The organism is Acinetobacter radioresistens DSM 6976 = NBRC 102413 = CIP 103788, assembly GCF_006757745.1.
GTDB classification, from domain to species: Bacteria; Pseudomonadota; Gammaproteobacteria; order Pseudomonadales; family Moraxellaceae; genus Acinetobacter; species Acinetobacter radioresistens.
Map to the genome: position 1 here is coordinate 1,685,291 of NZ_AP019740.1, position 25,042 is coordinate 1,710,332.

Annotated in this window: 26 protein-coding genes and 1 tRNA gene; 19 read left to right on the forward strand and 8 right to left on the reverse strand. The window is 40.2% G+C overall.

Annotated features, from left to right (window positions below; genetic code table 11):
• Nucleotides 1-354: 354 nt before the first annotated feature.
• Nucleotides 355-1,521: a methionine adenosyltransferase gene (gene metK / locus ACRAD_RS07920; protein ID WP_005019905.1), complete on the forward strand. Its 1,167-nt coding sequence runs from the start codon at nucleotides 355-357 to the stop codon at nucleotides 1,519-1,521.
• Between the two features lie 147 nt (nucleotides 1,522-1,668).
• On the opposite strand, the gene ACRAD_RS07925 is transcribed toward metK, so the two are convergent.
• The gene (locus tag ACRAD_RS07925; RefSeq protein ID WP_005026343.1) at nucleotides 1,669-1,932 is read right to left on the reverse strand and encodes a hypothetical protein; all 264 of its coding nucleotides are present in this window, start codon (nucleotides 1,930-1,932) and stop codon (nucleotides 1,669-1,671) included.
• A 266-nt stretch (nucleotides 1,933-2,198) separates the two neighbouring features.
• Here ACRAD_RS07925 and ACRAD_RS07930 point away from each other — a divergent pair, with 266 nt between their 5' ends.
• Entirely contained in the window at nucleotides 2,199-2,396 is a 198-nt protein-coding gene (locus ACRAD_RS07930; RefSeq protein ID WP_005026350.1) for a hypothetical protein, read from the forward strand.
• Nucleotides 2,397-2,452: 56 nt separating this feature from the next.
• On the opposite strand, the gene ACRAD_RS07935 is transcribed toward ACRAD_RS07930, so the two are convergent.
• Nucleotides 2,453-3,034 (reverse strand): FxsA family protein, encoded by a 582-nt coding sequence (locus ACRAD_RS07935; protein ID WP_005019894.1) that lies wholly within the window; start codon nucleotides 3,032-3,034, stop codon nucleotides 2,453-2,455.
• Nucleotides 3,035-3,154: 120 nt separating this feature from the next.
• Between ACRAD_RS07935 and ruvC the strand changes: the two genes are divergently transcribed.
• Nucleotides 3,155-3,700, forward strand: coding sequence for a crossover junction endodeoxyribonuclease RuvC (ruvC, locus tag ACRAD_RS07940; protein ID WP_005019893.1), 546 nt, complete (start codon nucleotides 3,155-3,157; stop codon nucleotides 3,698-3,700).
• Nucleotides 3,701-3,722: 22 nt separating this feature from the next.
• Nucleotides 3,723-4,340 carry a LysE family translocator gene (locus ACRAD_RS07945; protein WP_005026353.1) on the forward strand — a complete coding sequence of 206 codons (618 nt, stop codon included), beginning with the start codon at nucleotides 3,723-3,725 and terminating at the stop codon, nucleotides 4,338-4,340.
• Here the strand turns inward: ACRAD_RS07945 and ACRAD_RS07950 are convergent.
• Nucleotides 4,337-5,800 (reverse strand): bifunctional ADP-dependent NAD(P)H-hydrate dehydratase/NAD(P)H-hydrate epimerase, encoded by a 1,464-nt coding sequence (locus ACRAD_RS07950; protein ID WP_005026356.1) that lies wholly within the window; start codon nucleotides 5,798-5,800, stop codon nucleotides 4,337-4,339. The genes ACRAD_RS07945 and ACRAD_RS07950 overlap by 4 nt on opposite strands.
• 24 nt (nucleotides 5,801-5,824) lie before the next feature.
• Here ACRAD_RS07950 and queG point away from each other — a divergent pair, with 24 nt between their 5' ends.
• The 3 genes from queG (at nucleotide 5,825) to bioB (ending at nucleotide 8,354) form a co-directional block, all read left to right on the forward strand.
• On the forward strand, nucleotides 5,825-6,916 hold the full coding sequence (gene queG, locus ACRAD_RS07955; protein WP_005026358.1) for a tRNA epoxyqueuosine(34) reductase QueG: 1,092 nt from the start codon (nucleotides 5,825-5,827) through the stop codon (nucleotides 6,914-6,916).
• Nucleotides 6,917-7,026: 110 nt separating this feature from the next.
• Nucleotides 7,027-7,200, forward strand: coding sequence for a hypothetical protein (locus tag ACRAD_RS16450; RefSeq protein ID WP_005019882.1), 174 nt, complete (start codon nucleotides 7,027-7,029; stop codon nucleotides 7,198-7,200).
• A gap of 152 nt (nucleotides 7,201-7,352) precedes the next feature.
• Nucleotides 7,353-8,354: a biotin synthase BioB gene (gene bioB / locus ACRAD_RS07960; protein ID WP_005019880.1), complete on the forward strand. Its 1,002-nt coding sequence runs from the start codon at nucleotides 7,353-7,355 to the stop codon at nucleotides 8,352-8,354.
• Nucleotides 8,355-8,409: 55 nt separating this feature from the next.
• Here the strand turns inward: bioB and ACRAD_RS07965 are convergent, their stop codons facing one another.
• On the reverse strand, nucleotides 8,410-8,622 hold the full coding sequence (locus ACRAD_RS07965) for a hypothetical protein (RefSeq protein WP_005026360.1): 213 nt from the start codon (nucleotides 8,620-8,622) through the stop codon (nucleotides 8,410-8,412).
• A gap of 705 nt (nucleotides 8,623-9,327) precedes the next feature.
• Between ACRAD_RS07965 and ACRAD_RS07970 the strand changes: the two genes are divergently transcribed.
• Nucleotides 9,328-9,404: transfer RNA gene (locus tag ACRAD_RS07970), tRNA-Ile, on the forward strand.
• Nucleotides 9,405-9,727: 323 nt separating this feature from the next.
• Here the strand turns inward: ACRAD_RS07970 and ACRAD_RS07975 are convergent.
• Nucleotides 9,728-10,582 carry a hypothetical protein gene (locus ACRAD_RS07975; RefSeq protein WP_005026362.1) on the reverse strand — a complete coding sequence of 285 codons (855 nt, stop codon included), beginning with the start codon at nucleotides 10,580-10,582 and terminating at the stop codon, nucleotides 9,728-9,730.
• Between the two features lie 395 nt (nucleotides 10,583-10,977).
• Between ACRAD_RS07975 and ACRAD_RS07980 the strand changes: the two genes are divergently transcribed.
• Together ACRAD_RS07980 and ACRAD_RS07985 are read left to right on the forward strand one after the other, a co-directional pair.
• On the forward strand, nucleotides 10,978-11,205 hold the full coding sequence (locus tag ACRAD_RS07980; RefSeq protein WP_005405020.1) for a hypothetical protein: 228 nt from the start codon (nucleotides 10,978-10,980) through the stop codon (nucleotides 11,203-11,205).
• A gap of 590 nt (nucleotides 11,206-11,795) precedes the next feature.
• Nucleotides 11,796-12,545, forward strand: a complete 750-nt coding sequence (locus ACRAD_RS07985; RefSeq protein ID WP_005026364.1) for a YebC/PmpR family DNA-binding transcriptional regulator — start codon at nucleotides 11,796-11,798, stop codon at nucleotides 12,543-12,545.
• 50 nt (nucleotides 12,546-12,595) lie between these two features.
• On the opposite strand, the gene ACRAD_RS07990 is transcribed toward ACRAD_RS07985, so the two are convergent.
• Nucleotides 12,596-13,078, reverse strand: a complete 483-nt coding sequence (locus ACRAD_RS07990; RefSeq protein WP_005019868.1) for an Lrp/AsnC family transcriptional regulator — start codon at nucleotides 13,076-13,078, stop codon at nucleotides 12,596-12,598.
• 481 nt (nucleotides 13,079-13,559) lie between these two features.
• Nucleotides 13,560-14,324: a glutathione S-transferase family protein gene (locus ACRAD_RS07995; RefSeq protein ID WP_005026367.1), complete on the reverse strand. Its 765-nt coding sequence runs from the start codon at nucleotides 14,322-14,324 to the stop codon at nucleotides 13,560-13,562.
• A gap of 379 nt (nucleotides 14,325-14,703) precedes the next feature.
• Here ACRAD_RS07995 and ACRAD_RS08000 point away from each other — a divergent pair, with 379 nt between their 5' ends.
• From ACRAD_RS08000 to ACRAD_RS08040, 9 genes are all read left to right on the forward strand, one after another.
• A complete protein-coding gene (locus ACRAD_RS08000; RefSeq protein WP_005026370.1) occupies nucleotides 14,704-15,906 on the forward strand; it encodes an SfnB family sulfur acquisition oxidoreductase in 1,203 nt (400 codons plus the stop codon).
• Nucleotides 15,907-15,917: 11 nt separating this feature from the next.
• Nucleotides 15,918-17,138: an SfnB family sulfur acquisition oxidoreductase gene (locus tag ACRAD_RS08005; RefSeq protein WP_005026372.1), complete on the forward strand. Its 1,221-nt coding sequence runs from the start codon at nucleotides 15,918-15,920 to the stop codon at nucleotides 17,136-17,138.
• Nucleotides 17,138-18,550 carry an LLM class flavin-dependent oxidoreductase gene (locus ACRAD_RS08010; protein ID WP_005026375.1) on the forward strand — a complete coding sequence of 471 codons (1,413 nt, stop codon included), beginning with the start codon at nucleotides 17,138-17,140 and terminating at the stop codon, nucleotides 18,548-18,550. The genes ACRAD_RS08005 and ACRAD_RS08010 overlap by 1 nt, the downstream gene beginning before the upstream one ends.
• Before the next feature lie 29 nt (nucleotides 18,551-18,579).
• Entirely contained in the window at nucleotides 18,580-19,410 is an 831-nt protein-coding gene (locus ACRAD_RS08015) for a MetQ/NlpA family ABC transporter substrate-binding protein (protein WP_005019862.1), read from the forward strand.
• A 10-nt stretch (nucleotides 19,411-19,420) separates the two neighbouring features.
• Nucleotides 19,421-20,257 (forward strand): MetQ/NlpA family ABC transporter substrate-binding protein, encoded by an 837-nt coding sequence (locus ACRAD_RS08020; RefSeq protein ID WP_005019860.1) that lies wholly within the window; start codon nucleotides 19,421-19,423, stop codon nucleotides 20,255-20,257.
• Nucleotides 20,258-20,268: 11 nt separating this feature from the next.
• The gene (locus tag ACRAD_RS08025; protein WP_005026378.1) at nucleotides 20,269-21,339 is read left to right on the forward strand and encodes a methionine ABC transporter ATP-binding protein; all 1,071 of its coding nucleotides are present in this window, start codon (nucleotides 20,269-20,271) and stop codon (nucleotides 21,337-21,339) included.
• Nucleotides 21,320-21,979, forward strand: coding sequence for a methionine ABC transporter permease (locus tag ACRAD_RS08030; RefSeq protein WP_005019858.1), 660 nt, complete (start codon nucleotides 21,320-21,322; stop codon nucleotides 21,977-21,979). The genes ACRAD_RS08025 and ACRAD_RS08030 overlap by 20 nt, the downstream gene beginning before the upstream one ends.
• A 105-nt stretch (nucleotides 21,980-22,084) precedes the next feature.
• Nucleotides 22,085-23,176, forward strand: a complete 1,092-nt coding sequence (gene ychF / locus ACRAD_RS08035) for a redox-regulated ATPase YchF (protein ID WP_005026380.1) — start codon at nucleotides 22,085-22,087, stop codon at nucleotides 23,174-23,176.
• Between the two features lie 220 nt (nucleotides 23,177-23,396).
• Nucleotides 23,397-24,335, forward strand: coding sequence for an AEC family transporter (locus tag ACRAD_RS08040; RefSeq protein WP_005404483.1), 939 nt, complete (start codon nucleotides 23,397-23,399; stop codon nucleotides 24,333-24,335).
• Nucleotides 24,336-24,401: 66 nt separating this feature from the next.
• Here ACRAD_RS08040 and ACRAD_RS08045 read toward each other — a convergent pair whose 3' ends face one another.
• A complete protein-coding gene (locus ACRAD_RS08045; protein ID WP_005019855.1) occupies nucleotides 24,402-24,884 on the reverse strand; it encodes a hypothetical protein in 483 nt (160 codons plus the stop codon).
• Nucleotides 24,885-25,042 lie beyond the last annotated feature (158 nt).

Genomic DNA, 25,042 nt, shown 5'->3' on the forward strand with positions numbered 1-25,042 from the left:
TGAATAGAGAATTATGCGATAGTGCATATTGTCTTAAAAAAACGGTTGAGGGTAAAGGGTGAAGACGGCATTTCTTGTTAAGTATTCTGCAAATGCCCTTTTATCATACGTATAAGGCACTAAAAGTCAGATATAAACAGGATATAAAGTACAAACATTCTTGCTTATGAAGAAAAATGCAATATTCATCACTAAATTATATAATGATGAATATTTGCTGTTTTCTTGGAACAGCTGGTGGAAGTTGCAGCTATTTCAGCTTGAAACAAGAGATTTTCATCATTTACAGCTAGTCCAAACGTCTAAGTCGATGTAACATATTCCGTCTTTTGAAATAACTGCGATAGGACTTTCATGCGCGAGTACGCTGTTTTTACTTCGGAATCTGTAAGCGAAGGCCATCCGGATAAAATGGCTGACCAGATCAGTGATGCCATTTTGGATGCAATCTTAAAAGAAGACCCATATGCGCGGGTTGCTTGTGAAACGTTAGTAAAAACGGGTGCAGTTGTACTTGCCGGCGAAATCACAACAACTGCCAACGTTGACGTTGAAGCGATCGTTCGCCAGACCGTCAATGGAATTGGTTATCATCATTCTGATTTAGGTTTTGATGGTTCAACCTGTGCTGTCATTAATATGATTGGCAAGCAGTCTCCTGAAATTGCTCAGGGGGTTGATCGCCAGAAACCTGAAGATCAGGGAGCAGGTGACCAAGGTTTAATGTTTGGTTATGCCAGTCGTGAAACTGACGTGCTGATGCCAGCACCTATTTCTTATGCTCACCGTCTGATGGAACGACAGGCAGAATTACGTCGTTCTGGTGCTCTGCCATGGTTACGTCCAGATGCAAAAAGCCAGGTCACCTTTGCCTATGAAAATGGCCGTCCGGTGCGTTTAGACGCGGTAGTTCTTTCCACCCAGCATGATCCGGAAATTACTCAGGCACAGCTAAAAGAAGCAGTACTTGAAGAAATTATCAAACCGGTGATTCCTGCAGAAATGTTCCATGTAGCAACCAAATTCCACATTAATCCGACCGGTATGTTCGTGATTGGTGGTCCAGTAGGGGACTGTGGTTTAACAGGTCGCAAAATTATTGTTGATACTTATGGCGGTATGGCCCGTCATGGCGGTGGTGCTTTCTCCGGTAAAGATCCTTCAAAGGTTGACCGCTCTGCTGCTTATGCAGGACGTTATGTAGCTAAAAATATTGTGGCTGCAGGTCTTGCTGAAAAGTGCGAAATTCAGGTGTCTTATGCTATTGGTGTTGCAGAGCCAACCTCTATTTCAATCAATACATTTAATACTGCCAAGGTTTCAGAAGAGCTGATCATTCAGCTCGTACGTGAGCACTTTGACCTTCGTCCTTATGGCATTACCCGTATGCTGAATCTGATTCAACCAATGTACAAGCAGACAGCTGCTTATGGTCATTTTGGTCGTGAAGGCTCAGATACTGCATTTACCTGGGAAAAAACAGACAAAGTAGAAGCACTTAAAGCCTCTGCTGGTCTTTAAAATTTACTAAGTTATCAGACAAGAAGCCAATTGATTTGAAATCAATTGGCTTTTTTATAGGTCATGCCCATACAAGCTGTAAAAATTTTGCTTAATTGCCCATCCTTTAGCGCAAAATCTCCTCACCTCTAAAAATTTATGATAACCCTACTGAGGCTTAGGCCAAGTATGAGCTGGTGTCCGGTCATGGTTGAGTACATCTAGCAAGGTTGTTTGTACAGGCACATCCTGATGGTCCTGAAAATATACCTGAACTACTGTAATCGTCATGACTACTGCCAGGCATGCAGTGATACAAAACATCCAGAACCCGAAAGGACTCCGAATGGAGTGAGAGCCGCAAGCAGGGCATTCTTTTTCTGTTGATGAGACCACTTTATTGCAACATGCACAATGATATTGGTACAACATAGGTATCCTCCTATTTTATCGTTTTTGTTATTGTGAGTTTTACACAACTGCTGAGTACAATAGGTATTACAACTATTATCTTATGGTAAAGAAATTGCAATTACAATGCATAAATTCTAGGCAATGGCATTTAAATCGACAGTACGATAGCAGCAATAACGTATGATAAAAATATTCAGTAATTTTACTCTTGATGAGAACTACACTATTTTAATGTTGGCATGATATTTTGTTAAACTGCCATTTTGCCAAAGGAGACCCCAGATATGGTCCAGCTAATCAGTAAAGGTGGCTTTCGTGAACGGGCAAACCGGAGCCAAAAGTATAAAAATTCCGAAAATTCACAGACCGCACTTCGCCCTCGTACCTATAACTGCGTTGCGCCATCAGCTGATGATCAACCTGAATATAAAGATGAAAAACCAGAAAATGATGTAATAAGTGAGATAGAGGATGAAGGTTAAAATAATTTCATTAAAAAACCGGATCATTAGATCCGGCTTATAAATTTATCGATAAATCATTTTTGTTTAACGTCTTTCAATTCTATTTTTTTAGCATCAGGTGTTACTTCACGTGCCTCGCCATCAATAATGGTAGAGTCACGCCCTCCTTTTCCACCCTGTTGGTTCTGCATATCCTGCATCTGTCGCATCATGTCAGCAAATGGATTCTGTCCGCTACCGCCCATATTCTGCATATTACCACCCATCATTCCACCCATCATTTTTTCAAGCATGGCCTGTTGACGTTTAGCCATAATTTTCATGAGTGCATCACGGAAAACTCTCTGTACAGCTGGAATCAAAATCAGCACTGCGAGCACATCTGTAATGAGGCCTGGAACAAGCAGTAAAAACCCGGCCATAATTTTTGGAAGATTATTAGTCAATGACGAATCTGCACTCATTTGCCCCATCTGCATTTGTTGCATCTGTGGCATTACACCGGCAGAGTATTTCCGGATAAGATTCATACCGATAAAAAAGGCAGCAATAAACCAGAAAAATACATACCACATACTGCCAACGAGGTCACCCACTCCGATCCAGACGAGTATTTCCAAGACCAAGACAGCAAAAACAGTAAGAAATAATTTCATGAAAATTAATCTAATCTCAACAAAATAAAGTGTGTAGCCTTCAGGTAATGCATCACCTTCAAGCTTTTTTAATACGCTTATGTAACAATAAGGGCATTATTCCTTTTTTAAAGTCCCAGTATGTCATTAATTATCGGTATTGATCCCGGTTCACGTTTAACAGGTTATGGAATCATTGAAAAAGAAGGAAATAAATTACGCTTTATTGATGCCGGTACTATTCGTACAGAAAGCCAGGATATGCCTGAACGCTTGAAACGTATCTTTGCAGGCATTGAGCGGATTGTGAAATTTCATGGACCAACAGAAGCCGCCGTCGAACAAGTATTCATGGCACAAAATCCGGACTCTGCTCTGAAACTCGGTCAAGCACGAGGTGCCGCTATTGCAGCTTTGGTTAATCTTGACTTACAAGTTGCAGAATATACGGCTAGACAGATCAAACAGTCTGTTGTCGGTTATGGTGCTGCGGACAAGGAACAGGTACAAATGATGGTAATGAAACTATTAAACCTCTCAATTCGCCCACAAGCGGATGCTGCGGATGCCTTAGCTGCCGCCATTTGTCATGCACATGCTTCTGGTAGCATGAGCAAACTTGCTGTATTAAATGTGCTGGGTGGTATGGCTCGTGGCCGGAGCCGTAATAGTAGTCGACGCCGTTAAAATGATTTCTACTGGATAAGACATGAACCATTTAGAGTTACTCTTATACATCAGTAGTATCGTCCTGATGATTATTATCCCCGGCCCGGTACTGTTATTGGTGGTTGGTACAGGCCTACAGGCCGGCTATCAAAAAGCTTTTAAAACTATTTTAGGAACTAATGCAGCTTCACTAGTACTGATTTTTATTTCAGCACTTATTCTGAAAGGTTTTCTTTCACTAAATGCTTCTTTTCTGGATATTTTGAAATGTCTAGGCAGTCTTTATATTTTATATTTAGGCTGGCAACTAATCCAAGACAGCAAACAGAAGCATCAGGCTGAAATCCAGATGTTGAACCCCAAATTCGGCGGATTTACTAAGGGTTTTCTGGTAGGTATTTCGAATCCTAAGGATATTCTGTTCTTTAGTGCATTTTTTCCACAGTTTATTCAGGTAATGCCAGAAATAAACCAGAGTCTATTTCTATTAACTCTGGTCTGGATAATTCTGGATTTTATGACCTTGAGCCTAGCCTATTTGCTATTTAAGCGAGTTAGCCGTTCTTTTGCATATCAGAGAATTCTACTGATATGTGGTATTTTACTGTTTACCATTGCAATATATGGCTTGTATAGCGGTCTAGGCAGTCTGCTCTAACGGTTTACCACCTGATAAATTGTCTGAGGCATATGCTGGGCCTGTAAGCCACGTTCACCACTTTGTGCCAGCATATCACCCGCTTGGGCATGCAGGCTGATAATCTCATGTAAATGAATATTGTCATGGAACTGTGCTTTTAGTGCGGCTATCATACCGGATAAAACATCTCCCATGCCGCCTGTTCCCATACCCGGATTACCTTCAGTGCAGATCCACAATTGCTGGCTTAATATGAGGCTGCCTGCACCTTTGAGTACCCATTGGCCGTGATATTTCTGCATCAACTGATGAATAGCCGCTATTCGGTCCGCTTCAACCTCACTGACTTTTACACCCAGCAATTTTGCTGCCTCACCCGGGTGGGGCGTCGCATAAAAATGAGTATCTAATTTGGCATTAGCTGCGGCTAAAAACCAGAGCGCATCAGCATCAAGTACCACTTCTAGCTGTTTAGCCTGTTTTAGTTCAGGAAACCATTGCTGAAACTGCTGACCTGCCCAGTTATCACGTCCTAATCCCATACCGAAGCAAACTGCATCGACTTGATTCAATATTTCACAAATAGAGTCTTTATTTAAGTCATGAATATCTTTAAGCATGATATTGGGAGAACGGGCCAGAATGGGACTATGATGTTTACTGTCACATACCACAGTAACCTTTCCGGCACCCGCAGCAAAAGCAGCTTCGGCTGCCATAATCACAGCTCCTCCCATATCGGCATGTCCGCCCACCACCAGCACATGGCCATAACTGCCTTTATGCCCTGAGGCTTGACGTTTTGGCAGTTGAATCTGCTTTGGACACAGGCTTGCTATTGGTTCCAGTTCATCATCTACAGGGATAAGAGATAAAAGTTGAACCTGACCAGAAAACTCTTTGCCCTGCCCGGTATATAAGCCGGCTTTTAAAGCCAATAGTGTACAGGTATGATCCGCCTTGACGGCACAAGGCAAGGGTTTCCCTGTATTTGCCTGTAAACCACTAGGCATATCAATTGAAATTTTCAGACCTGTTTTCTGGTTAAGACTATAGATAATCTTTTGCCAATCCTCATCCAGAATACGATTTAGCCCAATTCCAAATAAAGCATCAATATGAGAGTTAAAATATTCTGGAACATCGAAACTGTTATGAATTTTTATATGCTGCCTCTGTGCATATTGGATTGCCGAATGTAAATCTGCCGACTCTCCTGGCACAGCCGCGAAAATTTCAACATCATAGCCTGCGCCCGCCAGATAAGCTGCTACCAGATAGCCATCTCCGGCATTGTTACCCTGTCCGCACCAGACTGCAATACGCGGAGCAAGCTTTTTATACTGAAGGCACTGAATAATATACTGGGTCATTTGCCAGGCTGCTTGCTGCATCAGTCCAAAAGAAGAGTTTTTCTGGCTAAACCAGCGTCGTTCCCATGCTTGAATTGCCTGGCTATGATACACTTGTTTCAGCATTATTTTTTCCTTCCTATCCGGTTTATGTCCGAATCTTTACCTTCCCGAAAAATTGATCTGGCACAGCTGGATGCCGAGGCACTCAAGCAATGGATCAAGTCTCAGGCACTTGATCTGGGCTTTGCCGACTGCGTGGTTGCCAAGCCCGATGCCCAGGCAGAAATGGCCCGTTTTCAGGAGTATCTGGATCGAGGCTATCATGCCGATATGGATTACTTAAAGGAAAATTTAGAAAAACGTGCTGATCCCACCCTGCTGGTACCCGGAACTAAAAGTATTATCTGTGTTCGCATGAACTATCTGGTAGAAACACCCAAACCGCGCTACGTACCCTATGAACCCAACTCGGCCATTATTGCCCGTTATGCTCGTGGCCGTGATTATCATAAAATCATGCGTGGACGACTTAAAACGTTAGCCAGCCGTATTCGCGACAAGGTCGGAAACTTTGAATCACGTCCTTTTGCAGACTCGGCGCCTATTTTTGAGAAATCGCTGGCAGAAAGTGCCGGGATGGGCTGGACGGGTAAACATACCCTATTAATTCATAAAAAATCCGGCTCTTTCTTTGTACTTGGGGAGCTTTTTACTTCGCTAGACCTGCCTTTTGATGAACCGGCAACTGCGCATTGTGGTTCCTGCTCGGCCTGTATTGATATCTGCCCGACCCAAGCTATTGTTGAACCGTATATGCTGGATGCACGTAAATGTATTGCTTATTTAACTATTGAGTATAAAGGTATTATTCCTCAAGAATTACGCCATGGTATTGGTAATCGGGTTTTTGGTTGCGATGACTGCCAGCTAATCTGTCCCTGGAATAGTTTTGCAAAAAAAGCCAACATAGAAGATTTTAATCCACGTAATGGTTTAGATAATATCAGCCTGCTGGAGCTATGGCAGTGGGATGAAGAAATTTTTCTTAAAAATACGGAAGGTAGCCCCTTAAGACGGACCGGCTACCAGAGCTTTAAGCGTAATATTGCAATCGGGCTGGGAAATGCGCTTTATACAACTGAAATTATAGCGCAGCTTGAACAGGCCAGATCAAAACATGATGAAATTGTAAACCATCACATTGACTGGGCAATTGAACAACAGATCAGCAAATCATAAGCTTTTAATTTTACGTCTCCTAACAGTTTCCCACATAAGCCCTACATTTCCATACTCTCGTTTATGGCATAAAAAAGATACCAAATGATTTTTGTGAAGAGGAATTTATCATGCATCAGCAAAATAAAGACCAGAATCAACATCAGCAGCCCCAAAACCAGCAACAGCAAGGCACCCCACAACCACCACAAAATACACATCATGAAGAAGACGACCGCGCGCTGAATAAACAGCATCGGGCGGATCTACAAAATCAAAATATTCATGGAAATCACCGTGAATAATTAAAATTAATATGGTAAAAACATTTAAATGAACAAAGTCCATGCGCTGGGCTTTGTTTTTTTATATTCCGTCATATTTTGCTAATGAAGCTGGCATCGGTTTTGCTTAATATGCACAGTAATGAACTATATAAATGACTAGGGACAGACATATGAGCAGCACTCGTCCGGTACGTAATGATTGGTCTCGAGAAGAAATTGAAGCTTTGTATCAGCAGCCTTTCTTGGATCTGATTTTTGAAGCACAGCGAATTCACCGCGAGAATTTTCAGCCGAATACTATACAAGTTAGCACGCTTCTTTCGATCAAAACCGGTAAGTGTCCGGAAGACTGTAAATATTGCTCACAGTCAGCGCATTATGATTCCAATCTTGAGGCAGAAAAACGTATTGCTGTAGAAAAAGTAATTCGTGAAGCCAAAGAAGCTTTAGAGTCTGGTTCTTCTCGTTTTTGTATGGGTGCTGCATGGCGTAATCCGAATGAACGTGATATGCCTTATGTACTGGAAATGGTTCGTGAAGTTAAGGCTCTTGGCCTTGAAACATGTATGACTTTAGGTATGCTGAATCAGTCTCAGGCAGAACGCTTAAAAGATGCAGGACTGGATTATTATAATCATAACCTCGATACATCCCGTGAATACTATTCTCATATCATCAGTACCCGTACTTTCGATGACCGTTTAGATACCCTTGACCATGTACGCCAGGCAGGAATGAAGGTATGTAGCGGAGGTATTGTCGGGTTAGGCGAAAGCAAGCAGGACCGTATTGGCTTACTACATGAACTGGCCACTCTTCCAGTTCATCCTGAATCAGTACCAATCAATATGCTGGTACCGATTGAAGGTACGCCTCTTGCTGATGTTGAAAAACTGGATGTCACCGAATGGATCAGAACTATTGCGGTTGCCCGCATTATCATGCCACAAAGTTATATCCGTCTTTCTGCCGGGCGTGAATCACTTTCCGATTCAGATCAGGCTTTGGCCTTTATGGCGGGTGCCAACTCCTTATTCTCTGGAGAAAAACTTTTAACGACACCAAATGCAGGTGAAGGCAAAGACCGTATCCTCTTTAATAAACTGGGGTTAAGTGCCGAGAAAGCCAAGCCAACAGTTGCTGAACTCAGTATAGATGCCATGTCAGCTTAAATAGATATATAAATTTAAAAAGCCCCAAACTGGGGCTTTTTTATATCTCTGCTTTCTAGGAAGACGTCAGTAAAACACCATAACTTGCATTAAGATAATTACCTTTACGAATCACATCACTACCTGCAGCATGATTCACTATTAACTCACCAGTCTGCACATCATAAGAAAAACTGTCGAAACTGTCCTGATGCTGACATAGCCAACAAAGCGTATCTGCAAGATTATCATCTACAATATAAGTTGCAGCTTTAAAATCCTTAGTCATGCTATTTCCTATCGCCTTTCAAATTTTAAAATTTTTGAATGAATTCAAGATAATTATAAAAAAGACTGCTGTCCGAAAACAGCAGCCTTTATAAAATTCTTCAGGTTTTATAATAAAAATCGAATTAGATTTGATTGAAACATACCAGGTTCATGGGTATCTTAAACCAATAAATATACATCTAGTTCCTATGATCTCCGCATTTACGACACTCTTTTACCTCATTAAATTCTGAGAACTGCTCATATTCATAGGCATGCATACAGAAGAGTTTTCTTAACAACTGAAACATAGTTTTGCTCCTTGTTACTATAGTTATGGTTTCTTCCTGAAACGGTATCGAAAGTTTGTTGTGTACTTTCAATTTATTTATTAACATGAATTAAACAAAAATCCAATATTATTTTTTAATTCACTATAAATAAATAAGCAATTGTTTTCATTTTGTTTTTGAAAAAACCAAAATCTAAATACTTAATTATTAAACAGTTTAAAATTACTTACTAAGCTTAACTTCTTAAAGAAATTTTTTATGGCAAGCTAATACTTTTCTTATCACCGCATTTATTTGCTTCGTCATTTTAATCTCCTAAATTTGATGAATAAAACAGCATCTCTCCAGTTTTTTTTGAGAAATGCTTGTGTTTACTTGAGAATTTAGCTAGTATTGCTATCGCAAAAATGCTTTAGATATAAGCATTTATAGGGCCTATAGCTCAGTTGGTTAGAGCAGCGGACTCATAATCCGTTGGTCCCGTGTTCAAGTCACGGTGGGCCCACCATATATTAAACCTCATAATTCGTGAATTATGAGGTTTTTTTATTAATGTTGACTTATATAACTTTATAAATTCCACTAATTTATTTTTTAATAAATTAATACTTTTAGTAGTAAATCTTTTAAAGTTTTTATATGACCAATTAAAGCAAAATTTATTTATAAACCAACTCATATTTTAATTTTGAATCTCATTAGCCTGTTATTCTTAAAAACCAAGATTATTCTAATCATTTAAAATCATTAAATTGGTTTATTTTAAAATACAGTCTGTTTTTAAGTTATCACTCAATATTTGATTTATTATTTAACTAAAAGGTCTTTTGATTATTTTTTTTCATATTCCACATAGATGTGCTTGGCTTGATCATACATAAATAGACTTTTGTAAGACTTCTTTGGCTGATCTTGGTCAATATAAGTCACTTCAACAGGATAATAAGTGTTCTGGTTATTAACCACTCTTAATGTTGATGTAACAATGGATGCAAACTCAGGACGATCTGCATAGTAACTTGATGTATCGTTACCCGCCGAGCCTATTTCAAGAACTTGAACTCTCCCGACATCAGGCAACAAGACCGCATACCAAGTCGAAATTTCTTGCCCCCCTGCACCTGTAAAAGTTGCAAGCGTATAACTTCCTATCATGTTCTTGCCAAACGGTCTTAAATTTTTCTGTAAGTCATGTTTAAAACTAACATACAAATGCCCACCGGCTGTAGGGATATCTTTCTGATTTAAAGCTGAATTGACTAACTGGAAATGGTTGTCCTGTTTTTTAAATATAAATAAATCTACTGTACTTGAGCAGGCTCGGCAGTCCTGAATGTATCCATTATTGATTTTTACTTTTTCAATAATAACCAGGTAACGAGTTTCACCTTGTGGATTTTTATATTCAATACTAGGATGAAAAAAACCCAATATATTTGGTTCAAGCTGTTGATAAGGGTAAGATTTAAAATAATCATTGAGTACGGGTGTCACATGCGCCAGAGGCTCATTGAGTATTTTAGGGTAAACCATTTGCACAATTGTATTTACAGACAGTGTTCCAGAAGAAGTCTTTAGAGTAGTGGTCGGTTTAGCAGTATCGATATAAGGTAAAACTGTTTGGCATCCAATGATCAACCCTGTATTTACACAGATAATTGCAGACAATAAATATTGTTTTTTCATTATATATTCCATCGTTGTTCTACAGGAATTAATAAAATTATAGGTGAGTTAAATTTTATCAATAAACAAAGAACCTTATAATATATTAAAATCCTTGTTATCCTTTAATACAAAGTTAAATATAATTTTTTAATAGCTTACTTAAATGTATTGCGCTATCAGTTTTATTATAATATTACACACAACCTATTGAAATATTATATTAAAAATAATTATATATTTTTAATATAATTTTTGATCTAGCTTAGTATTACAGTAATCACATCTTATAAAATAAACACTTAATTGTTCTAAATTTAAGCGATTTTTGCTCATAAAACTTAACTATCTAGAGCTATACACCTATAAAATAATAGATCTAAATACTCCTCAGTTGAAAAAAGGGTGTCATGATTATGGCTAAGCGTAAGCAAAACAGTGAGTTTTTTCAGGTTCGAAGAATTGGAAAACAATGGTGGGTTTGTCAGATTGATAAATTATCTTCAACACCAACTGTCCTTGTCAAAAAGGTTGAAAACTTAGCTACACAAAGTCAGGCAAATTGTATTGCTGATGATTATGATGAGCAATATCGGGTAGATCTCTATATTAAGGAAAAATGGCTGGCTACAAAGAACTGTTAGGCTCTTGATCTTTATATAAAGATAAAACAGGAAGATAACCGCTGTAACAGAGCATTTCCCAAAGTGCTTTGTTTAAAACAAGGCTAATTATTTGCGATGATGAGCTTCCAGGTAGATTTCAATCGCACTCCAGACACAGATCAGAATAAAAATAGCCAAACCAACGCCGATAAGCGTTAAAAACATAATCGCTTCCCCTTACAGTACTAAACAGTTTAGGCCCACCTGTTAGACTAAAGTCGTATACAGCCTGTTAATTTATAATTTTTTCTAAACAAATTACAAGTAATTTTATAATTTTAATTTAATTAATATAATTTTTTATGAGTTTAGCCTCTAAATTTTGGTTGTTTTAATGAGCCTAAAGCTCAGCTATTTTCTATGAATGTGCTCGCAAGACTAAGAGCTTAAAGTTGAAGCTGCAGTTTAATTAATTTGTTTTATCTAAATCTTCTTGTTAGAGCATCAGCTTCTAAAGATTTTTCGGAAACTTCGCTTAAAAGCTGGCAGTGGCCTGTTTTCAACAAATCAGTGGCTATGCTAACATTTCAACCCGAAATTTTAGTTTATAAAACTGGAGCATAATTCGCATGGCGGGTCATTCCAAGTGGGCCAATATTAAGCATCGCAAAGCAAAACAAGATGCAAGTCGCGGTAAAGTATTTACCAAATACATTCGAGAAATTGTAACGGCTGCTAAACTCGGCGGCCCGGACGCGGCCAGTAACCCACGTCTTCGTGCTGTAGTCGAAAAAGCGCTTTCAGTAAATATGACGCGTGATACAATTAACCGGGCCATTCAACGTGGTGCTGGTGGTGAAGATAATGATGATTTAAAAGAAATCACTTATGAGGGTTATGGCACAGGTGGTGTAGCTGTACTGGTAGAAACCATGACAGATAACCTAAACCGCACTGTTCCTGATGTTCGTCATTGCTTTAGTAAAACTAATGGTAATCTTGGAACTTCAGGTTCTGTGGCTTACTTGTTTACCAAACGTGGTGAAATCTCTTTTGATGATCTGTCACTTGAAGAAAAAATCTTGGAGGTTGCTCTAGAAGCTGGTGCGGAAGATATTGAAATTTCTGAAGATGAGATTTTAGTTATTACCACACCAGAGAACTTCGGTGACGTTCAGGATGCACTTAGTGCGGCCGGCTTGAAGTCAGACAATGCTGAGGTTGTAATGAGTCCTTCTACCAAAGCAGAAATTACCGATATTGATCAAGCTAAACAAATCATGAAAATGATTGATATGCTAGAAGACTTAGATGATGTACAAAATGTTTATACCAACGTTGAGTTTTCAGATGAAGTACTGGCTCAGCTTGATGCCTGATTAAATATTATTAAAAAGCGCCAGAACTGGCGCTTTTTTATTTTTAAGCTTTATACTTGCTCTGGAACTTTATTTAGCAAGTTATAACAATTAAACACTTTATATTCTTTAATTACAAAGCTTGAATGCAACGCTACAACATGCTCGATTTTCCCCATCCGTTTAAGCAGAAAATCGCTATAATTTTCCATATCGGTAGCAACAACTTCAAGAATAAAATCGGCAGACTGGCCGGTAACCAAAAATGCATTAATAACTTCAGGAAGCTCTTCGACTTCTTGCAGAAATTTTTCAAAGGTATCACTGTCATGTTTACTCAGGGATACTTGTAGCAAGACATGCAACTTAAAACCTAGTTTTTGAAAATTGATATCACGCTTGAGATTAGTCATCACCTGATTTTCAATAAGCTGTTTGATACGGCGGTGCACCGAGCTTACAGAAAGATTAATTCGCTCAGAGAGTTCATTTAAATTCAGGTCTTCGTGTGTCAATATTTCAAGAATTTGCTTGTCGAAACGGTCCAGTCCCATTCTGAGCTCCAGTCATACCGTATATTGAATCATGCTGTGGTACTTATGGTCAGATTTATTTTTATGATCAAATAAATTTTTAGGGTCAAGGGAAAACATGATACTGTTTCCTTCTAGTAGCTATACGTGGATAACCTATAGCCTGTTTTATAAACTTGTGGTTTATATAACTGAAGTCGAATTAAGACCTTGTGAGTTTAGTCAGTGCCCATCTCCCAATAAGCTGACCCTCTTTTCGATCCCTATCACACCCTGACTATTAATTTAACAGCGGCTGAGTCGAATTATTTCCCTTTAATCATTTAATTTCAATATTTTTAGAAAAAATTTCTCACTTTAAAGTCTATTCTTTAAAAACTTTACCAAATTAATGGCTTTTAAGTTTTTATATTCTCATTATTTTGTGTTTTTACAATATTTTTTATCCCTAAAAAATTGGAAAGCCTTGCGATAACAAGGCTTATATTACTTATATACCCAGCTACATTCCACGCCAGTCTACTCGGGCATTACGTTCTGTCTCATAAATACGCTGAATATATTGACCTAAAGGTAAATCAAGTAAATAAGACTGATAATTCATGAAGTCTTCCGTTCTGTTCTCTTCATGCTCATTTTCCCAAGGTGTTCCGCCAAGCTCAAGCAAAGGCGCCAGCATGGAACATACTGCGATATCGGCAAGACCTAAGCGGTCACCAACAAAGTAACGTCCTCCATTTTTGATCAATGCGCTATTTAGCTGTTCTATCAGCTCAGTCATTCTGGCTTTAGATTCAGTTACTTTTTCAGATTCGAGCTGGTATCCCTTGGTTACAAGCGTTTTGATTAAAGGTTTTGAAAATTTCTCAAACTGACGCATATACCCCTGTTCACCGAGCATGATTTCTAAAGGCTCATCGCCCTGTGATAGTGCTTGGGCCAGCCCCCAGCGACGGACATGCTCTCCGAGCTCAGAAGCAACATTATTGATCTGCAATGCCTGCTCTCGCAGCTCCGGGTCACGTCGCAGTAAACTGTGTTCAGGATAGGTCTCATCCAGATATAGGGCAATTTCTGTAGAGTCAGCAATCCAGTAGCTGTCATCTTTCAAAACAGGCAAGCTGTTCTGTCCGGTTTTCAATTGGGTAAAGGCCCGGTGAAAGCCTGGAATCAAATTATGCGCAACATAATCTAACTCTTTATGGTCGAGTAACCAGCGAGCTTTCTCACAAAAATGAGATAAAGGAAACTGGTATAAAGTACGCATAAAAACTCCGGATTATTTTTGTATTTTAACTGACTTTTAAATTAAGACCTGAATATCATTCTACTTTAAAACTGATGGTTCTAAAAATTCTGACCACCTGTTCAGATTTACTTCTTTTCTTATAGCCTTATCCCATCTGTTTTTATAGTTTTTTTTACCATAATTATGCCAATTACATATATAAGATAAATTTCAACCAGCTAAAAACTATATAATTTTAATTAACTTACTGATTTATATAAATCTGCTTTATCTGATTTTTTATAAATTTCAGCAGTTTTTTTCTTATAAGCTTTTAATGATAAGTTTCGCATAATACCTGGTTTAAGTTTGCCAGATAATTCCTTTAAGTTCTGAGTCATCTTAGGAAGGTATAAAGATGACTCATATTACTCAAACTCCCGCTTATATTATAGAAAATGATCAGCAGGCCCTGAATGCAGCTTATCAGGTAGCTGATTTTGCCTTGAATACAAGAAATGAACGGGATCAATGCCGGATCTTGCCAATAGAAGAAATTGAACAGTTTAGTTTCAAAGGATTAGGTGGCATCCGTATTCCTAAAGCTTTTGGAGGCGCATTCGTTTCAAACAAAACACTTGCTCAGGTGTTCAGAATTTTATCTAAAGCCGATGCCAATGTCGGTCAAATCCCGCAAAACCAGATTGCCCTGCTCAACATGATTAATATGATGGGAAACGAGCAACAAAAAAATTTTATTTTCTCTGAAATTCTGCATGGCAAGCGTCTGGCTAATGGTGGCCCAGAGCGCCACACCAAAGACAGTAAAACACTAGAGACCACGCTTAGCGTTAAAGATGGCCAATATATTCTTAATGGTGAAAAGTTCTACTCGACTGGCAGCAGTTTTGCACACTGGCTTGCTATTAAAGCAGTTCATCCTGAAGGCCATGTCGTATTGGTAATTATTGACGCACAGGAAAAAGGTGTAGAAGTCATCAATGACTGGTACGGTTTCGGGCAGCGCACCACAGCTAGCGGCACAGTCCGTCTGAACCAGGTCAGAGTAAATCCTGATCTCATTTTTGATGAAAGAAAACTTTATGAAAAACCTAATTATCGCGGTGCTTATTCGCAGCTACTCCAGGTGGCTATAGATGTTGGTATTGCAGAGGCTGCATTTGCAGAAACTTTAACTGCTGTTCATAAAGCACGCCCTATTATTGACGCACAAGTAGAAAAAGCCAGCTCCGAACATTACACACTACAGGAAGTTGGTAAATTAAATATCTTGCTTGATGCATCTATTTTGCTACTGGATGAAGCAGCTGAATATCTCGATGAACTTGACCAGCATAAGACAGTTACAGCGGAGCAGGCAGCACAAGCTTCTATAAGGGTTGCAGAAGCCAAAGTTTATGCCAATGACGCTGCCCTACAGATCTCAGAAAAATTGCTCGAACTTGGCGGCAGTCGTTCCTGTCTATCCCAGCATCATCTGGACCAGTACTGGCGGAATGCCAGAGTTCATACCTTGCATGACCCAGTACGCTGGAAGTTACATGCCATTGGTAACTATTACCTCAACCAGGCTTTTCCTGCTCGTCATGCCTGGATTTAAGGAAATATCTTATGACCTCATATCAAAATTTTCATCTTAAAGAAGTTTTAGAAAATCAGACACATATTATCCAAAGTGATGAAGAAGCTTTGGCTATTGCACAGGATTTAAGTCAAAAGTTTAAAGCCGAGGCAGTTCAACGGGACCAAAACCGTATTTTGCCTTTTGAAGAGATAGAAGCCTACAGCCAGTCAGGCTTATGGGCGATTACCGTTCCCAAGCAATATGGGGGTGCAGAAGTTTCAAGTCTGACCGTAGCTAGAGTCATTGCCCTGTTTAGTGGAGTGGACGGTTCAATTGGACAGATTCCTCAAAATCATTTCTATGCACTGGAAGTCCTGCGTAATACAGGTACAGAACAGCAGAAACAGAAGTTTTACACAGAAGTTTTAAAAGGAGCCCGTTTCGGTAATGCACTGGCAGAATTCAAAACCAGATCTGCCGCTCATAAGCATACACAATTGATTGCTACGGGAAATAACTACGTAATTCAGGGGGAAAAATTTTATTGTACCGGAAGCCTTTTCGCACACCGTATTCCTACGCTAGTTACAGATGCAGAAGGTCGGGAATTTTTAGCTTTTGTAAAGCGTAATAGCCAAGGCCTTGAAATCGTGGATGACTGGAGTGGCTTTGGGCAGCGTATAACAGGAAGTGGTACGGTAAAATTTAATCACGTCGCTGTTGAGCAAGAGGATCTGATTGCCTTTGATACAGCATTCACTCAGCCCACCTTAGTCGGGCCATTTGCCCAGATTATGCATGCTGCAATTGAAGTAGGAATTGCCCGCGCTGCTTTTGAAGAAACATTGCAGCAGGTAAAACAGGCGCGCCCCTGGATTGACTCAGGACTAGATCGTGCTACTCAAGACCCCTTGACTCTGCTAGAACTCGGCCGTGTGGCTGCTGATGTACGTGCCAGTGAGGTTCTCCTCAAACAGGCTGCTCAGGCTCTTGAGGTAGCCCGTCCATTACCTACTGTGGAAAATATAGCACAGGCTTCAATTGAGGTAGCTAAGGTTCGTGCACATAGTACAGAAACTGCATTAAAAGCATCCAGCAAACTGATTGAACTGGCAGGTAGCCGGGGTAGCCAGTTAAAAAACGGACTAGACCGTTTCTGGCGTAATGCACGTGTCCATACTTTACATGATGCAGCGCGCTGGAAATATTACTTTATTGGACAATATGTATTGAATGGAGTTCTACCTCCACGCAGGGGGACATTGTAATGGCAAAGCAATTACCTAAACAGATTTTACTTAATGCTTTTGACATGAATTCAGCAGGACATATTAACCATGGGTTATGGACACATCCACGAGATCAATCACATCGTTTTAATGAACTGAACTACTGGACAGATTTGGCGAAAACTTTAGAGCAAGGATTATTTGACGGGTTATTTCTTGCAGATATTACTGGTGTATATGACGTCTATCAAAACGGTATTGAGCTGACCTTAAAAGAATCAATCCAGCTTCCCAGCCATGACCCCTCTACTCTGGTTTCAGCAATGGCCGCAGTTACCCAGAATCTGGGCTTCGGTATTACAGTAAATCTGAGCTATGAAACGCCGTATCAGTTTGCACGGCGTTTTGCCAGTCTAGACCATTTAACCCATGGCCGGATTGCCTGGAATATTGTGACAGGTTATTTAGATAGTGCTGAAAGATTAATCGGACAGAAAGGCTTGAAGCAACATGATTTACGTTATGCACAGGCTGAGGAGTTTCTAGAGCTTTGCTATAAATTCTGGGAAGGCTCTTGGGAAAATGATGCAGTTGTAAAGGATCGGCAGAACCGAATATTTACTGAACCGGCGAAAGTGCATTCAATCCGGCATCAGGGCCAATTTTACCAGAGTGAAGGAGTATTTCAGGTTTCACCTTCTCCCCAGCGCACCCCGGTCCTTTTTCAGGCAGGTGCTTCGCCACGTGGTCTTACCTTTGCAACTCAACATGCTGAGGCCATATTTATTGGAGGCGATAAACCGGAAAAAATTAAACAGCAGGTCGAGAAAATTCGAACACTTGCCACTGCACAGGGTCGTGAAGCAGAAGCTATTAAAATTTTTATTGGCATTACTGTGGTTAGCGCTGAAACTGATGCGCTTGCACAGGAAAAACTGGCAGAGTATTGCCACTATGCGAGTCCTGAAGCAGGCCTTGCCCACTATTCCAGTTCTGTCGGCATTGATCTGTCCCAGTTTACAGAACAAGAAACCATTCCCTATCAGCAAACTAACAGTATTGCTTCAGTCAACAATAAATTTAAAGAACAGAAAATTACAGTGGCAGATCTGAAAGACCAACATGTGCTGGGAGGACGTTACCCCCTCATTGTGGGTAGTGGAGCAACTGTAGCGGAACAATTAATTCATTTAATTGATGAAACAGGAATTGATGGTTTTAACCTGACCCGTACGGTTGCCCCGGAATCCCATCAGGACTTTATCCGGTGGGTTATTCCGGAGCTGCAACAGCGCGGTCGCTACAAAACAGCTTATAGCGAAGGTACATTGCGACATAAGTTATTTCAGCAAGGTAACCTGCTTTCTGCACAACATCCGGTGCAACAGTTCCGATGTCTAACCCCGGCCTCTCCCGCCGAAATCCGTCCTATTCAAAAACAGCTTGCATAAAACATTTTAAAAATTTTTAGAGGTGCATGATGGCACAAACAGCAAAAACGAAATTCACTATTTTAGGGGCAGTATTGACCATAGTTATCTTAGGTCTTACTGGCTGGACGTTACAGAAAAAAACAGGTTCAGATGAACTGGTCATCGGGATTAGCCCATCGTTTGCAAAACCGTTACAAGTTGCAGCAGAAGAAGCCAGAAAAGAAGGACTTCATATTAAGCTTGTTGAATTCTCTGACTGGAACACGCCCAATATTACGCTAAATCACGGAGATATTGATGCCAATTTTTTTCAGCATCAGCCATTTTTGGATAATGCCATAAAAGAAACCGGTTTTAAGCTCAAAGCTTTTGCAGCTGGAGCAGCATCTCATGTAGGCCTGTATTCAAAAAAGTATAAAAGCTTTGATGAGTTACCACAAAATGCCAGAGTTGCTATACCAAATGATCCGGTAAATCAGGGTCGTGCTCTCCTGCTCTTGCAGCAAGCCAAACTCATTAGCTTAAAAGATGTAAACAATCATCTGTCCAGTTTACAGGATATTGCTGCAAACCCTAAAAATCTGCAGTTTATCGAAGTTGAAGGACCACAGACCGCACGTGCAATTGATGATGTTGATTTGGCTTTTGGCTATCCTCATTATTTACGTCTGGCAAAAACTGCTGATCCGGAAAGTGCACTGTTATTCGACAAAAATACCAACAAACGCTATGCCATCTTATTTGTAGTCCGTGATGATTACAAAGATAAAGACGATCAATTGAAAAAATTCGTGACTATTTACCAGAACTCCCCAAGAGTGCAAGCCGCTTTAGATGAGGATTTTGGGAAAAAACTCTGGTTCCCTGGCTGGAAGTAAGGAACAGATGATGACCTTATTAAAATCAGATTCTTATAAGTTCTGGCTAATTGGCCTGACAACCCTCTTAGTTATACTCGGTTTGGCTGCTTACCGTTTTAACAGTAATACTCTGCAGAAAGACACTTTAACAATCGGCATCAGCCCACCCTATGCCGATCTGCTACAAAGTGTGGCAGATGATATGAAAGCACAAGGTATTCAGGTCAAGCTGGTTGAGTTTTCAGACTGGCATGCACCCAATGTAGCTGTTCAGAACGGTGATATTGATGCCAATTTTTTTCAGCAAAGTGTTTATCTGAAAAATGCAATTCGTGAAACCCGGTTTAACCTGCATGCATTTGCACCAGGTACTGGAAGCCATGTGGGCTTATATTCAAAAAAGTATCAATCACTAGAGCAACTTCCTGTTCATGCTCGCGTAGTCATACCCAATGATCCGGTCAACTCGGCGCGTGCTTTAATTCTGCTTGCCCGGGCCGGCCTGATTGAAGTTAAAGATATTCAGAATGAATTAACTACACTTCAGGACATTATACGCAATCCTAAACAGTTACAGTTTATTGAGGTAGAAGGTCCACAAACAGCCCATGCCATAGATGAAGCAGATCTTATTTTTGGTTTTCCGCATTATCTGAAAATGGCAAAAGCAGCTAACCCGAAGGATGCTTTATTTTTAGATCCGATAGACAAGAAATACGCCATCTTGTTCGTGACCCGAACAGATTATCAAGATAAAGACCAGAAACTTGCCAGATTTGTACAAGCCTTTCAAACCTCAGAAAAGGTCAAAACGATACTGGATCAGGACTTTGGTCAAGGCATGTGGTTTCAGGGTTGGAAATAAGGAGAAGAATAATGGTGAGTTTTGGTTCTCATACTGAATTTACGGTTTCCCATATCAAGATCAGAAACCTCAACAAATACTACCAAGTACAAGGCAAATCTGTACATGCACTCAAAAATGTCAGTCTGGATATTCCTGAAGGTAAAATTTTCGGCATTATTGGAAAAAGCGGTGCCGGAAAATCCTCTTTGCTACGTACATTAAATGGTCTGGAACAGCCCAGTAATGGCAGTATTCATATTCACCAACAAAACTTGGCCAGTCTGGATCATCCGGAACTCATTCGGCTGCGTCAACGTATCGGAATGATTTTCCAGCACTTTAACCTGATGTCAGCTAAAACAGTGTGGGAAAATGTTGCCCTGCCTCTTAAAATATCAGGACATAAAAAAGCCGAGATTGAACTGCGTGTTAATGAGGCACTGGAACTGGTCGGTTTAAGCAGTAAAGCAGAAAACTATCCTTCACAACTTTCAGGTGGGCAGAAACAACGCGTCGGTATTGCACGTGCTCTGGTACACTGCCCTGAAATTTTATTATGTGATGAAGCAACCTCAGCTCTAGACCCGGAAAGTACCTCGGTCATTTTATCGTTACTCAAAAGAATCAATCAGCAAATGGGAATCACAATTGTCCTGATTACCCATGAAATGCAGGTTATCCGGGAAATTTGTGATCAGGTAGTTGTTATTGATCAAGGTGAAATTGTCGAGTCTGGTCAGGTATGGAGTGTTTTTTCAAAACCTGAACAGCCAATTACTCAAGAATTATTAACTCTAGAACAACTGGATTTACCATTTGCAGTGAATTCGAAGGTAACTACAGAGACTACACATACTATTTTAAAACTTTGTTATGAGTCTGCCATACACCACACACCAGATTTAAAAGCCATTCTTGAGCAGTTAAATGGTCCAGTTCACTTATATCAGGGCCATGTTGATACGATCCAGCAGCATCTGATCGGTTCACTGATTGTCGCTATACCCGACGTACAGTTAAATCTGAAGCATTTGAAAGAAGCGCTAAAAAAATATATTGCCCACATTGAGGTACTTGGCTATGCACGACCAGCTCATTAACCTGCTTTTGACCGGCACTATCGATACATTAATTATGGTAGGCATATCTGCTCTTGCAGCTTTTTTAATTGGTTTACCGATTGCAATTATCCTGGTCAATACCAGTGAACATGGTATTTATCCATCACGGATGATTAATCAGCCCTTGGGATGGGTCATTAATATTACACGCTCTGTCCCTTTTTTAATCTTGATGGTAGCTCTGATCCCACTCACACGTCTTATTGTGGGTACCAGTTATGGCGTGTGGGCTGCTGTGGTGCCATTAACTATTGCTGCTACCCCGTTTTTTGCGCGTATTGCTGAAGTCAGTTTACGTGAAGTGGATCATGGTTTGATTGAAGCCGCACAAGCGATGGGCTGTAACCGTAAACAGATTATCTGGCATGTACTTTTACCGGAGGCCTTGCCCGGAATTGTGGCAGGTTTTACCGTTACGATGGTAACCATGATCAATTCTTCTGCAATTGCTGGTGCTATAGGAGCAGGCGGACTTGGTGATATTGCTTACCGTTATGGTTATCAGCGTTTTGATATTACGATTATGCTGGCTGTTATTTTGGTGCTCGTGATCCTGGTGATGCTTATTCAGGCAACTGGAGATGCCTTGGCCAGCCAGCTAGATAAGCGCAAGCTTTAAAACAATACAGACTTTCAGGGATTGTGAGATACCATGACTGACTTTGTCATGGCTTTCATGTAAAATCATCGGCAATTTCAGATAACAATTTTTGTGAGTCATTTCATGGGTTTTAATTGCGGTATTGTTGGCCTGCCAAACGTGGGTAAGTCTACCCTTTTTAATGCATTAACCAAGGCTGCCATTGCAGCAGAGAACTTCCCATTTTGTACTATTGAGCCAAATACCGGAATTGTACCTGTACCCGATCCACGTCTGGACAAGCTGGCTGCTATTGTAAACCCGCAACGTATTATTCCCACCACGATGGAATTTGTTGACATTGCAGGCCTGGTAGCAGGTGCATCCAAAGGTGAAGGTCTAGGTAACCAGTTTCTGGCGAATATCCGTGAAACTGATGCAATTGCTCATGTCGTACGTTGTTTTGAAGATGAAAATGTTATTCATGTAAATGGCAAGATTGATCCATTAGATGATATTGCTACTATTAATACTGAACTGGCACTGGCTGATCTGGAAACTGTAGCCAAAGCTATTTTGCGCTTAACCAAAGTTGCTAAAGGTGGCGATAAAGAAGCGGTAGCAACCAAAGCCGTACTAGAAAAAATTCAGCCTTTACTGGATGAGGGCAAGCCAGCACGTGCAGCAAATTTAGCTGATGATGAGCGCAAACTGGTACGTGGTTTTGGTTTACTGACGTTAAAACCAACCATGTATATTGCAAATGTGGCAGAAGACGGCTTTGAAAATAATCCGCATCTGGATGCTGTTCGCAAATTGGCAGAAGAAGAAAATGCCATTGTGGTACCTCTGTGTAACCAGATTGAATCTGAAATCTCACTTCTTGAAGATGAAGATCGCGCTGAGTTCCTAGAAGCAATGGGCATGGAAGAACCGGGTTTAAATGTAGTTATCCGTGCCGGTTATGCTTTACTGGGCTTACAAACCTATTTCACGGCAGGGGTGCAAGAAGTTCGTGCATGGACGGTTAAAGTTGGTGCAACTGCACCACAAGCGGCAGGTGTCATTCATACCGACTTTGAAAAAGGTTTTATTCGTGCTGAAGTTGTTGCATACAATGACTTTGTACAGTACAACGGTGAAGCTGGTGCCAAAGAGGCCGGCAAATGGCGTCTAGAAGGTAAAACGTATATCGTTCAGGATGGTGATGTTATGCATTTCCGTTTTAACGTATAAAAATATACCCAGTAAATTAATAAAAATGCCAGTTCATTAATATGACTGGCATTTTTATTAGGCCCTGCTAACTAAAGCCTTTTGTTCATAATTTTAATATACAGCTAACATATTCTTTTTATCTTCATCCAGTATTCTTTTTAATTAAACGTTCCAACTACATTTAAAACTCAATGAAATAGTGGAATAATCAAGTTTGCAGGGAGCAAACGATCAGGTCATGGAACAAATTATTTCAGTCATCTTTCCCATCTTTATTATTTTAAGTGTGGGTTATTTAAGCTTGCGCTTAAACATGCTAAATACTACGCATGTACAGGCAATCATCCAGTTTATTATTAAAGTTTCGCTACCCGCATTTTTACTGTACGCCCTCTCTACCCGTTCCTTTGATGAAATCTGGCAGATGCCTTATTTTCTAGGCTACCTGCTAGGTTCACTGATTTTATTCTTCAGTGCATATACACTTTATCGCCGATTCTTTAAGTTACCTCGCCATCAGGCTGCTGTGATTGGGCTGGGTTCATCCATGTCAAATACCGGCTTTATCGGTACAGCAGTACTCACCTTACTAATTGCCCAGGCCGCCGTCCCCTATCTGGCAATGACACTGGTGATTGAAAATATTATTTTACTGAGTCTGATGCTGATTTTGATAGAATCTTCAGATCAACAGGATAAGACTCTATCCACTATTATTCTTTCAACTTTGCAGAATCTTGCTAAAAATCCCATTATTCTTTCAATTATATTGGGCTTGATCTGCTCAGTTTATACCGTTCAGTGGCCTGTCTCGCTAGAGCTTCCATTAAAATCACTAGCTTTTACTGCGTCTCCACTTGCGATTTTTGTGATTGGTGCCAGTCTTGCAACATTGACCATAAAAGACCTTAGCAAAGATGTACTGATTGTATGCACTATCAAGTTATTGATTATGCCAATTGTAGTGACCAGTATAATTTATATAATGCCGGGAAGCACAGCGAAGATGGCTTATGCAGCTTTAATCCTTTCAGCTCTTCCTATGGCGACAGCATTTGGAATCTATGGGCAATTAAATGGCATTGCTGAGCAGTCAGTTGCGTCTGTCATGCTTAGTACCCTCTTATCTCTTGTGAGTATTGCCCTGATTATGCAATTTATTCCTTCACCTTTTTAATTTAATGTTTAGGCTAATCATTTAATAAAAAATAGCTCATATGTTGAGCTATTTTTTTTAAATTACTTAAACGCCTTTCTTTTTTGGGTCGGTATTACCCAGTTCAGGATGATCAATTGCGCCCTTACACTGTGCCTTATCACGTTCATAATCAGCCTGTTTCTGACCAGCTTCTGAACCATTTTCAAGAATTTCTCGCGTCCAGATATCCAGACTACTCAATGCCTTACGGCAAAGGGCATATTTTCCTTCAGTTACTGAGTCTGTCATCTTGACATTAATTCGCCAGTCAGTGGTAAGCTGACGGATTGGTTTACGAACTTCCTGTTCCAGACGCTCTGTCTGCTTCTGATAAACCAGTGCATCAATCTCATTCATGAGTTTCCATGCCTGCTGGGCGTAACTGGTGGCATCATTGGTCAGTTTTGGAGCAGGTTTAATCTCGACTTTTCGCTCTGGTTCGTTTGATGAGTTGCTGCATGCCTGTAAGCCCAGCACGCTGATTAAAACAGGGAGAAGAAGAAATGAACGGTTTAAATGAGCCCGCATTTTAAGTCGCCTAAACAAACATTTTCCTCATATGCTAGTGAATTCGGGTAGAATACTCAATCTGCGTTTTGACCTATTGTTCAACTCTTTAAAAATTCCAGGGTGTATTGTGTCTGAACATGAAAGTTCCGTTTTGACTCAGGCCGGTTTTTGGCAAG